10 protein-coding genes and 1 tRNA gene are annotated in these 11504 nt (G+C 62.7%); 5 read left to right on the top strand and 6 right to left on the bottom strand.

Features of this window, described 5'->3' with window-relative positions; all coding sequences use genetic code 11:
* Window positions 1-279: 279 nt before the first annotated feature.
* The 3 genes from DTQ71_RS15975 to DTQ71_RS15965 form a co-directional block, all read right to left on the bottom strand.
* Window positions 280-624: a type II toxin-antitoxin system RelE/ParE family toxin gene (locus tag DTQ71_RS15975; protein ID WP_109565301.1), complete on the bottom strand. Its 345-nt coding sequence runs from the start codon at window positions 622-624 to the stop codon at window positions 280-282.
* Window positions 624-881 carry a type II toxin-antitoxin system ParD family antitoxin gene (locus DTQ71_RS15970; RefSeq protein ID WP_109565300.1) on the bottom strand — a complete coding sequence of 86 codons (258 nt, stop codon included), beginning with the start codon at window positions 879-881 and terminating at the stop codon, window positions 624-626. The genes DTQ71_RS15975 and DTQ71_RS15970 overlap by 1 nt, the downstream gene beginning before the upstream one ends.
* A gap of 72 nt (window positions 882-953) precedes the next feature.
* Window positions 954-1664 carry a hypothetical protein gene (locus tag DTQ71_RS15965; protein WP_109565299.1) on the bottom strand — a complete coding sequence of 237 codons (711 nt, stop codon included), beginning with the start codon at window positions 1662-1664 and terminating at the stop codon, window positions 954-956.
* A 388-nt stretch (window positions 1665-2052) separates the two neighbouring features.
* Between DTQ71_RS15965 and DTQ71_RS15955 the strand changes: the two genes are divergently transcribed.
* The 5 genes from DTQ71_RS15955 to DTQ71_RS15935 are packed head-to-tail and all read left to right on the top strand — an operon-like array spanning window position 2053 to window position 10335.
* A complete protein-coding gene (locus DTQ71_RS15955) occupies window positions 2053-2508 on the top strand; it encodes a DUF2924 domain-containing protein (protein WP_109565298.1) in 456 nt (151 codons plus the stop codon).
* Complete coding sequence (locus tag DTQ71_RS15950; protein ID WP_109565297.1) at window positions 2505-3830, top strand: recombinase family protein; 1326 nt, start codon at window positions 2505-2507, stop codon at window positions 3828-3830. The genes DTQ71_RS15955 and DTQ71_RS15950 overlap by 4 nt, the downstream gene beginning before the upstream one ends.
* The gene (locus DTQ71_RS15945) at window positions 3827-4228 is read left to right on the top strand and encodes a hypothetical protein (RefSeq protein WP_109565296.1); all 402 of its coding nucleotides are present in this window, start codon (window positions 3827-3829) and stop codon (window positions 4226-4228) included. Before DTQ71_RS15950 ends, DTQ71_RS15945 begins: the two co-directional genes overlap by 4 nt.
* 37 nt (window positions 4229-4265) lie before the next feature.
* Window positions 4266-7535, top strand: coding sequence for a site-specific DNA-methyltransferase (locus tag DTQ71_RS15940; protein ID WP_245947593.1), 3270 nt, complete (start codon window positions 4266-4268; stop codon window positions 7533-7535).
* Between the two features lie 4 nt (window positions 7536-7539).
* Window positions 7540-10335 carry a BPTD_3080 family restriction endonuclease gene (locus tag DTQ71_RS15935; RefSeq protein ID WP_109565295.1) on the top strand — a complete coding sequence of 932 codons (2796 nt, stop codon included), beginning with the start codon at window positions 7540-7542 and terminating at the stop codon, window positions 10333-10335.
* Window positions 10336-10380: 45 nt separating this feature from the next.
* Here the strand turns inward: DTQ71_RS15935 and DTQ71_RS15930 are convergent, their stop codons facing one another.
* From DTQ71_RS15930 to DTQ71_RS15920, 3 genes are all read right to left on the bottom strand, one after another.
* On the bottom strand, window positions 10381-10770 hold the full coding sequence (locus tag DTQ71_RS15930) for a hypothetical protein (RefSeq protein WP_109565294.1): 390 nt from the start codon (window positions 10768-10770) through the stop codon (window positions 10381-10383).
* A complete protein-coding gene (locus DTQ71_RS15925; RefSeq protein ID WP_211317147.1) occupies window positions 10767-11033 on the bottom strand; it encodes a DUF6429 family protein in 267 nt (88 codons plus the stop codon). The genes DTQ71_RS15930 and DTQ71_RS15925 overlap by 4 nt, the downstream gene beginning before the upstream one ends.
* Before the next feature lie 352 nt (window positions 11034-11385).
* Window positions 11386-11475, bottom strand: a tRNA-Ser gene (locus tag DTQ71_RS15920).
* Between the last annotated feature and the right edge of the window lie 29 nt (window positions 11476-11504).

Genomic DNA, 11504 nt, shown 5'->3' with positions numbered 1-11504 from the left:
CCCCCGGTTCTGCCGCCCTTAGGGCCACTTTCGCGACGTCGGAACCGGTCCGCCCGGTCACGCGAAGCCTCAGCGGAAAGGGGTGACCCCTTCCGGCAAGGCATTGAAATAAAGTCAGTTAATGGGTGGACCCCAACGGGCCCAACGACCCCTGTGGAGCGCCCTCAGCGGTCGCGGCCGATCAGAGGGGTGGCCCCTCGTCCACGCGAACGGGGTGAACGGTTCAACCCTCGATCAGGGTGCCGACGCCGTGGGCTCACCCCTCGGAGTTGCCCGGTGTCAGTGTTGTTCGGGATCCTTCCGCGGACCCAAGGCCGCCAGCCGGCGCGGCATGTCCGAGCGGCTGTGGAGCACGTCGACGACGATCACATGGTCCGGCATCTCGGCGAACACGATGAAATGCTGGCCCGCCCGCGTGAAGCGCAGATCCTCCGGTAGGTCGGGATCGATCAGGCGGCGGCAGTCCTGCGACGGTGCCTCACCCGCGGCGATGGCAGCGCAGCGGGCGATGAGGTCCGCCTCGTAGGCCTCGGCCTGGCGCGGCCGGAAGGTCTCCAGCGTCCAGCGCGCGATCTCCACGAGCGAGCGTTCCGCCTGCCGCGTCAGCCGCCAGGGCTTCGGCATCAGGACGCAGTGCGCGCGGCGGCAAAGGCCCTGCGGATCGCGTCCTCACCGGTGCCCTCGGCGAGCGCACCCGAACGCGCCTCCTCCAGCCCCGCGGCGAGCCGGTCGCGCAATGCGGTCATCTCCGCTTCCTCGCGCTCCAGCAGGCGCAGCCCGGCCCGCAGCGCCTCCGATGCATTCTGGTAGCGACCGTCGGCAATCAGCCGGTCGATCAGGTCGGTCTGGCTGTCGGTCAGGACGACATTGCGGGTCGGCATCGGCATCTCCATTTGCGCATTGGCAATATATGCCAACGCTGCCCGCGTGTCGACATCCGGCGATGCCACGCGTCACGCCGTCTGGCGCAGGTCTGGCCCCAGAACCCGCTTCGCTCCACCACGCTGTGCCGAGGGCAGCCGGATCAACGTTGCCATGGCGTCGGCAAGCTTGTTGGACACCGGCTCGCCCTCGATCTGCTGTTCGAGGAACCAGTCGACGAGGCAGTCCTTCTTGCCCTGGTCCTCGGGCGTGATTCCGAACTTCGCAATCGCCGCCTGCATCAGCTCGAGATAGGGCGTCGTGTAGGGCACCGTGTCCGTGCCCGCCGCCGGACGGACCGCGGGCACGTAATCCGGCCAGATCGCCTTCACGAGAAAGCGCGGCACGCGGATGTCGATGAATTCCCAATCCCGCGCGGTCAGTCGCCCGAAGGAACACTTGCCCTCGCGCCACTGCTCCGGGCGGATGCTAGTGTGGTAGCCCGAATGCAGACCAAAGCCGCTACTACTGCCGCCGTTGCCCCAGCCATGGGTTCGCTCCTCGGTGAAACGCCCCTGCGCCAGAAGGTCCCCGTCTCGCAGCGCGACGAGCAACTCGGTCTCCGCCTCCGCCTTCCAGGTCACTTTGGGGTCCTGCGGCGGGTTCCAGGTCTGGTATTCCGGCACAGGCTTGGGTGGCAGCTTGGCCGCCTCAACCGCGCGCCGCGCGACCGTCACGTTCTGCACATGGGCCAGCGCCTCTGCATAACTCCATTGGGTACGGTCGAGCGTCTGCAGCGACATGGGCGGCCTCGTGAATCGATTGGGGACAGGTCGAACATAATGGGAACTCCCTGACCCCTCAACCCACTACGGTGTTGCAACACCGAAGGGGTTCACCCTTTCCGGCCGGGTCCGGGGTGACCCGTTCCGAGGTCGCGGATACCGGCGCAATCCGGCACCGATGGATCATGATGTTCGATCCCGGTCCCATTCGTCGCCCCAACCCACTCGCCCCTTCGGCGATGACGCCCGTAGAGCGCCGCGCCGAGTTGTGCGGCCTGCTGGCGCTCGGGCTGCTCCGGTTGCGGATGCGGAATGTGGGCGAAGTATCTGACGATACTGGAGAACGTTGCCTACACTATCCGCCCGACCAATGCCGTCATGCAACTCCAACTCACCGGAGAAATGCATGAACAAGCCCGACCCCATCCCCGCGCGCCTCGCCGCGCTCAAGACCATGCCGACGCCTGACCTGAAAAAGCAGTGGCGCGATCTGTTCGACTGCGAACCGCCACCCTTCAATCGCCGCTACCTCGAAAGCCGGCTGGCCTATCGCATCCAGGAACTCGCCTATGGCGGGTTGAAGCCCGAGACGATCCGGCGGCTGGAACGGCTCGGCGAGGAACTGGACGGCGGCGACAGGAAGAAGCGTGGCATGCGCGCCGACCGTGACCGCCCGATCACCGGCACGCGGCTGCTGCGCGAATGGCAGGGTGTCGAGCAGGTCGTCACCGTCACCACCGACGGCTTCGAATGGCAGGGGCGGCCCTACCAGTCGCTGTCAGCCATCGCGCGCGCCATCACCGGCACCCGCTGGAACGGGTGGGTCTTCTTCGGCCTCAAGAACCACAGGAGGCGGACATGACGAAGCCTCCCGAAAAATCGAAGCTCGTCCGCAAACTGCGCTGCGCCGTCTACACCCGGAAATCCTCCGAGGAAGGGCTGGAGCAGGAATTCAATTCACTCCACGCCCAGCGAGAGTCCTGCGAGGCCTACATCGCCAGCCAACGCTCCGAGGGCTGGGTGCTGGTCCGCGATCAGTATGACGACGGCGGCATTTCCGGCGCCACGCTGGAGCGCCCCGGTCTGCGGCGGCTGCTGGAGGACATCGAGGACGGGCTGGTCGACGTGGTCGTGGTCTACAAGATCGACCGTCTCAGCCGGTCGCTTGCCGACTTCGCGAAGCTGGTCGAGGTGTTCGACAGGAACGGCGTGACGTTCGTCTCGGTGACTCAATCCTTCAACACCACCACCTCCATGGGCCGGCTGACGCTGAACATCCTGCTCAGCTTCGCCCAATTCGAACGCGAGGTGACCGCCGAGCGCATCCGCGACAAGGTCGCTGCCAGCCGGAAGAAGGGCATGTGGATGGGTGGGGTGCCGCCCTTCGGCTACCGCGTCGAGAACAGAAAGCTGGAGGTCGACGAAGAAACCGCAACGCATGTGCGCTGGATTTTCGACCGGTTTCTTGAGATCGGATCCTGCACGGAACTGGCGCGGGAGGTCGGCACGCGGGGACTCCGGACGCCGCGCGGCAACCGGATCGACAAGAAATACATCTACCGGATGCTCAGCAACCGCGCCTACATCGGCGAGGCGGTCCACAAGGGCGACAGCTATCCCGGCGAGCACGACGCCATCATCGACCACGAGACGTGGGACCGAGTCCACGCCATCCTGCAGGAGAGCCCCCGGAAACGCGCGGCCCGCACACGCGCCGACACGCCCGCGCTGCTGAAGGGGCTGCTGTTCGGGCCCGATGGCGCCGCGTTCTCGCCGACGCATACCCGCAAGGGCGACCGGCTCTACCGCTACTATGTCAGCCAGACCGTGCTGAAACACGGCGCTGGATCGTGCCCGGTGGGCCGCGTGCCAGCAGGGGATATGGAGGCCGCCGTCATCGATCAGCTGCGCGCTGTGTTCCGCCAGCCGGAGATCGTGGCCGGGACATGGAAGGCGGCACGCGCCCACACCGACGACATCTCCGAGGCCGACGCCCGCGCGGCGCTGCAGCAGCTCGACCCGCTGTGGGACGAACTCTTCCCCGCCGAGCAGGCACGCATCGTGACATTGCTGGTCGAGCGCGTGGACATCGGCACGGAAGGCCTGAACGTGCGGCTCCGCGTCGATGGCCTTGGCGGCCTCGCGCGCGAGATGCTGGCTGGAGACATGGGAGCGGCTGCATGACCCGCGTGGCTCCGATCCCCGACACCGTGACGCTCCATGTCCCGTTCCGCATCGTGAAGCGCGGCGGGCGGAAGGAGATGCAGTTGCCGGAAGGCGTCCGGCCAGACTGCAAGGCGGACAACACGCTGGTCAAGGCGCTGGCCCGTGCCTTCCGCTGGAAGCGGATGCTCGAGTCGGGCGAGTTCTCGTCGATTTCGGAGTTGGCCGAGAAGGAGGGCATCGCCTTCACCTACATGGCGCGGCTGATGCGGCTGTCATTGCTGTCCCCGGCAATCGTCGATGCCATCATGGACGGTCGCCAGCCCGCGAATGTCACGCTCGCCGACCTGATGGGTTCGTTCCCGTCCGACTGGCAAGAACAGCAGGCACTCTGGACTGCAGACAGCGCGCAAGACTGAATCGCGCGTGCAAACGGACAATTCCCGCGATAGGGTCATGGAAAACAAGCCCTTTCTGCAAGTACTGGAATTCGCGCGCATGTCCGACAGCCTGACCGACCTGATCCTCTCCCTGATGCCCGAAGACGGATCGTCGATCGGCAATGGCGCGATGATGGCTCTTTTGCGCGAGCATGTGCCAGCCCTGTCCGACGAGGACTACGCGGCCGCCCGCGATGAGTTGGTTGACGAAGGTGTCCTCGGGCGGGGGCGCGGGCGCGGTGGATCGATCTATCGGGCCGACGTGACCGACCTGACACTGGAGATGCAGGACGAGGACGAGCCGACGGAGCCCCGCGGCAGGCCCCGAAGCGCGACAAGATCAGCGGCTTCACGCAGGTCCGGCGAACCGGTACAGGTGCTGTCCTATCGTCACGGCGAGACGCGGGTAAATAACCCCGAGGTGGGGATGGTCCACGCCGGGACGGACCCGGACGGCGCGCGCACCACATGGGCCTACGATCCGCATCTGGACCCGGTGCTGAACTTCGACTCTGCCCGCGCAGGGGTGGAAAAGCTGATCGATGACGCCCTGGCCAGCGATGATCCGCAGGCGATGAAGGACGCATTGTACGAGCTCAAGCGGCTCCAGCAGCCCTACCTCAACTGGACGGGCAAGGCGGAACGGACGTCGTTCGACGTCGATACCGTCAGCCTGCACGTGCATGAGCGGGTGGACCCGGCGACGATCCTGGCCAACGCGGCGAAGCGGTTGAAGGGCAAGGATGCGGGCGCGCAGTGGCGGCAACCCGACCTGTTCGCGGCGCCGTTCGAGAACCTGCCGCTGCGCCAGGCGCTCGACTTCTACTCCCACGAAAAGGGCTGGTCGAACCGGCTGGTGTCGGGCGACAGCCTGCTGGTGATGAACTCGCTGCTGACCAAGGAAAGCATGGGCGGCAAGGTGCAGATGATCTACATCGACCCGCCCTACGGCATCAAATACGGGTCGAACTTTCAGCCTTTCACGAACAAGCGCGACGTGAAGGACCGATCAGACGCGGACCTGACGCAGGAACCCGAGATGATCAAGGCGTTCCGCGACACCTGGGAACTGGGCATCCATTCCTACCTGACCTATCTGCGCGACCGTTTGGTGCTGGCCAAGGACCTGCTGCACGAGAGTGGATCTGTGTTTGTGCAGATTGGTGAAGAAAATTGCCACATTGTCAGGAATGTCCTCGACGAAATATTTGGAATCGAAAACTTCATTTCCCAAATCATATTCACAAAAACATCGGGAGCCACGTCGGAGAACCTTGCTGGTACCTACGATATTATCTTATTTTACGCCAAAGATAAGGCGCACCTGAAGTTCCGCCAACCTTATAACTTGAAGGAAGTCGGTGGTATCGGAGGGTCCGCTTACAAAAAAGTCCGAATGCCAAATCTTTCAGAGCGTCCCATAAAGAAGACGGAACTTGAGAAACCAGAGCTACTTACTGATGGCGCACGAATATTTCGCATCGACAATCTTACCAGCCAAGGGGCTGGAAGGGACAAAGGAGAAGGCGCGGCATCTTGGTTTCCAGTGAGTTACAATGGCGTCGAATTGCGACCATCGGACAAAGTGCGCTGGAAGACAAATGAAGATGGTATGAGCCGGCTATTCAAGGCCGGGCGACTCAGCGCGACAACGACAGGTCTATATTACGTTAGATACTTCGATGACTTCGCTGCTTTTCAAGAAGACAATATGTGGACGGACACCGGCATAGCTGGCTTTGCTTCCGAAAAGCGGTACGTGGTTGAGACCTCAGAGAAGGTGGTCGAAAGGTGCATGATAATGGCCACCGACCCTGGAGACCTTGTGCTTGACCCAACTTGCGGATCCGGGACAACCGCTGCTGTGGCAGAAAAGTGGGGACGACGATGGATCACATGCGATACATCGCGCGTCGCCGTCACCTTGGCCAAACAGCGTCTTATGACTGCAAGCTTTGAATATTATGCGTTACGCTACCCGCATGAGGGACTGAAGGGCGGTTTTGACTACGAAACTGTGCCGCACGTGATGCTGAAATCGATCGTCACCAACCCAGACATCGACACAATTTACGACGAGCTGCACCCCAAAGTCGACGAGGCTCTGACATCTCTCAACGCGGCCCTGGCTGCTGCTCCGCCGAAGCCATTCATTCCTATTCTAGGCGTCCGCAAAGGTAATCAGGTGAACTTTGCGAAGGGCGAAACCCTGCACGAATGGGAAATCCCGTTCGACTGGCCGGTGGATTGGCCCGACGCTGCCCGCGGACCCTTCGACGCTTTTCACGTTGCCCGTCAGACAATGCAGCGTCGCATCGATCAGTCCATCGCCGACCATGCAGATCAGGAGACGCTCTACGACAAGCCGCGCATCGACCGGAACCGCCTGCGCATCACGGGGCCCTTCTCGGTCGAAGCGGTGCCCGCACCGACTGTCCTGTCGCTCGATGACAGCCTGCCACCCGTCGAGGCAGACGACAGCATTGCCCGCACGGGCGAGACCTCGCGCCAGTCGCTCTGGCGCGACGAGCTTCTGAAGACCGGTGTCCGGGCGAAGGGCGGCGCGATGCTGCGCTTTGCCGAGTTCGAAACGCTGCCGGGCCTGCGCCACCTCCATGCCAGCGGATCGCTGGCCGATACCGGCGAGCGGGTTGTCGTCAGCTTTGGCCCCGAGCACGCAGCCCTCGAACAGCGCCAGGTGGAACTGGCCCTGACCGAGGCCGAAACCCTGCGTCCCGCGCCGAAGTTCATTCTGTTCTGCGCCTTCACCTTCGACCCCGAGGCCGCCAAGGACATCGACGAAGTGAACTGGCCCGGCGTGACGCTGCTCAAGGCGCAGATGAACACCGACCTTCTGACCGAGGATCTGAAAAAGGCGCGATCCTCGAACCAGTCCTTCTGGCTGATGGGTCAGCCCGATGTGGAGCTGCGCAAACGCAAGGACGGGATGTGGGAGGTCGAGGTCAACGGCTTCGATTACTTCGATCCAAAGGCGGGCGATCTGGTGTCGGGCGGCAAGAAGCAGATCGCCATGTGGTCGCTGGACACCGATTACGACCAACGCTCCCTGATGCCCCATCAGGTGTTCTTTCCGATGGCGGACGCCAAGGGCGGATGGAACCGGCTGAAGGCGACTGTCCGATCCGAACTGGACGAGGATCTGCTGGAGCAGTTCCATGGCACCGTGTCGCTGCCCTTTGCGGCGGGGGACAACCGGCGCATCGCGGTGAAGATCGTCGATGATCGCGGGATCGAGTCCCTCAAGATCATGCCGCTTGAGGGCTGAACCCATGTCCCTCATCATCAACACGCCATTCGTCTGCCCGGCTCAGCATTGGATCGAGGGCAAGGGTGGCAAGCTCGAAATCAAGCCCGAACGCCGCCCGGCGAGCTACGAGGTCTTCGACGCCCGCAACAACACGAAGCGGACAGAGGTGCTGGACCTGGTCAATACCATCCGCGCCCGGGTCGACGCCTGGCGCGAGGCGGGCTGGCCCGGCGTGACCATCGTCACCCGAAAGCTCCTGGAACACTGGCACGATCAAGACGCGCGACAGCACCCGTTCTACTTCTGCCAGCTGGAGGCAATCGAAACCTTGATCTGGTGGGTCGAGGGAGCTGAGGCATTCAAGCAGGGCATCGCGATCCCCGGCGACGGCGGGACCTGGGAGCGCCTTTGCAACAAGATGGCCACGGGCGCGGGCAAGACCACGGTGATGGCGATGATCATCACCTGGCAGGTCCTGAACGCGCTGACCTACCCGAAGCGGAACAAGGATTTCAGCCGCGCGGTGTTCATCGTGGCGCCCGGCCTGACTGTGAAGGAACGCCTTCAGGTCCTGCTGCCCAGCGAGGGCTCTTATTACGACGAGTTCAACCTCTGTCCGTCCGAGGCGCTGCGGCAAAAGCTGAACCAGGCCGAGGTGCTGATCGAGAACTGGCACACGCTGATGCCGCTGAAGGAGCAGGAACGCTCGGTCGTGAAGAAGGGCCGGGAGTCGGACGAGGCCTTCACGCGGCGGGTGCTGGGCAAGCTGGCGGCACACAAGGATATCATCGTCATCAATGACGAGGCCCACCACGCCTATCGGAAACCGCCCGAGGTGAAGATCAGCAAGAAGGTGGCCGCTGAGCAGGGGATTGACCTCGACGAGGCGACCCGCTGGATCGAGGGGCTGGACCGCATCCACAAGACGCGTCGCATCCAGCGCTGCTTCGACCTTTCAGCGACGCCGTTTGCGCCGACCGGCAAGAAGAGCACGGACACGGCGCTGTTCGACTGGATCATCTCGGATTTCGGGCTGAACGACGTGATCGAGGCCGGGCTGGTAAAGACGCCGCGCGTCGTGGTGCGGGACGATGCCTTGCCCGACGCGAGGACGTTGCGGTCGAAGCTCTATCACATCTACCGTGATCCTTCGGTCTCCGAGGATCTGAACAGGGCGAAGGCCGAACCGCACGAGGCACTGCCGAAGCTGGTGCAGGACGCCTATACGCTTCTCGGCGCGGACTGGCGCGAAACGCAGAGGCAGTGGCGAGAGGCAGGTCATCATTCCCCGCCGGTGATGCTGACGGTCTGCAACCGCACCGAGACGGCCGCGCGGGTCGAGCACTATTTCAACCAAGGTGACTCGCACTGGCCGGAGCTTCATGCGCCGAACAGGACGTTGCGTGTCGATTCCAAGGTGCTGGAGAAGGCGGAAATCGGCGAAGCCGCCACGTCCGACAAAGATTACGAGAACAGGCTGAAGGAAATCATCGAGGCTGCAAACCTGCCGGAGACACGAAAGCAGCAACTTCAGGGGATGAAGAAGGAGGAACTGCTGCGGGAGATCGTCGACAATGTCGGCAAGCGCGGTGCTGCTGGCCAGGACCTGCAGAACGTCATCTCCGTCGCGATGCTGTCCGAAGGCTGGGACGCCAAGAATGTAACCCACATCATGGGCTTGCGCGCATTCACCTCGCAGCTTTTGTGCGAGCAGGTCGTCGGCCGCGGTCTTCGCAGGGTCTCTTACGACACGGATGAGAACGGGCTGTTCCTGCCAGAGTATGTGAACGTTTTCGGCGTTCCGTTGTCCATCTCGGAAACCGGGGAAGGTGGCGACCCGCCTCCGCCCCCCAGACCGACCACCCAGATCGAGGTCATTCCTGATCGGGCACACCTTGAGATCAAGTGGCCCAATGTCCTGCGCGTCGAGACCGTGGTGAAGCCGCAGCTGACCATGGCGTGGGACAAGGTGCCTGCACTTGAGCTCGACCCGGCCTCGACACCCATAAGTGCTGAACTGGCCCCCGCCTTGGGAGGGGCCACGGACATGGGCAAGGTCACCGCGATCGATCTCGAACGCCTTCCGGACGGGTTCCGCTTGCAGAGACTTGTCTTTCAGGCTGCCAGAAAAGGCTTCGCCGAACTGCGGCACAGCTTCTCCGGAACCGAGGAGTACCTCGCGGCTCAGCTGGTGCGCATAGTCGAGACCTTTCTGAATTCAAAGCTTCTCGACATTCCGTCACTCTTCCACTCGGACCCATTGCGTCGCCGGATCCTGATCGCCTTGAACATCGATCTCGTCGTCCAGCACGTCATGCGTCATGTGAGCGAGCAGAATACTGAGCGCCTCACTCCGGTCTTTGATGAAGAGAACCCGATCGGCGCCACCGGTCAGATGCGCACCTGGTATACGACCAAGCCCTGCTTCCCGGCCATCAAGTCACACATCAGCCACCTCGTCGGCGATTCGTCGTGGGAGGGACACGCGGCGAATGTGTTCGAGGGGCGGGACGACGTAGTCGCCTATGCGAAGAACGATCACCTCGGCTTCCAGATTCAGTATATGTGGGCCGGTTCACGTCGCCGGTATGTGCCCGACTTCCTTGTTCGGCTGTCTGGCGGCAAGATGCTTGCCCTCGAAATCAAGGGAACCGACAGCCCCCAGAACAAGGCAAAGCGGGATGCGCTGAACGAATGGGTAAAGGCCATCAACGCGTCGGGTGGTTTTGGGTGCTGGTCATGGGATGTCGCCTTCAAGCCGGGCGACGTACAGGACATCATCACGAAACACACGGCCGTTGCCGAGCCAGTTGAATAGTTCTGGCACAAGATCGTCCTCGAATCCTGGCTGGACTGCGAACGACTATCTCGGCAGTTTGGCTGCTTCGTTGCCGACAATTCCTGAAAGGAATGCCTCGTCCAGCTTCGGCTCGTCCCATCGCTCGGCGACGGCCAGCCAACGGTCGAGGTGGTCGCGGAACCCCGGATCGCTAGCCTTGAGGTGAAACGTGTAGAGTCGGTCGACAATCTGCCGCATCAGGTGTCGCATCCGGTCGTCGTCGAGATGGGATGCATCGGTCCAGGGAATCTGCCGACCGCCGGCGTCAGTGATGAATACGTCCGAATAGTCGCCCGCGTGGGTGACCGGGACAGTCCCGGCGTGCAGTTCCTCGATTCCCGTATTGCGCACACAGATCATCGCCATCAGCTGCGCCAGCCGGGCAGCGATACGAGCCTCGTCGGCCGGTTTCATGGGTCGGACCTTTGTGGATCGTTCGAGTGCGGTTTCATGAACAACTCGGCGAGAGTCGCTTCGGCTCGGGCCAGTCCGGCTTCCGTCAGGGCGAGCGATTTCGCCTTGCCGACGGGATCGTGGATCAGGCCCTTCGCGTGCAGCCGGTCGCTGATGGACCAGTCGATCCCTTTCCAGACACGGTTGCTGTCATGCAAGGTCAGGCTGAGGATGGCCAGCGCCGCGTCATCAAGTTTGTCGGTGTCGAGGTCCAATTCCGTCATGTGCGGCCTCCTTCACCAACAAGATGCCGTCATCGCCCTAAATTCTCAATGGCGGAAGGGACTTGCGAAGCTGGACCGAGGAAAGAACGGGTTGGATTTCTGTTCCATTTCACGAAAGCCACTGGCATCGAAGCGTTCAGGTGGCGCGGGGAACTCTCCGCATGTTTACAACTGCTTACGGGCTTTGCACCGAATGCGCGCAGTCGAGAGGTTCGGAGAATATCGAGCTCCAGAGAACGTATCCGGCTACTGTGGCAAGGAAACCAGTGCAAAGCCGACTGCGCATAACCCCCGAAAACAACGAGAAAATCCGGCCGTAGCCGGATCGGGAGAACGCTTTCGCGAGGGCAAGTGGCGGAGGCGGTGGGATTCGAACCCACGAGACGGTTTCCCGCCTGCCGGTTTTCAAGACCGGTGCCTTCGACCGCTCGGCCACACCTCCGACAGAGACCGGCTACACGGGACGCGGCG

Source organism: Jannaschia seohaensis, from assembly GCF_900116765.1.
In the GTDB taxonomy this organism is placed as follows: Bacteria; Pseudomonadota; Alphaproteobacteria; order Rhodobacterales; family Rhodobacteraceae; genus Jannaschia; species Jannaschia seohaensis.
This window is presented reverse-complemented; position numbering and strand designations above follow the sequence as displayed.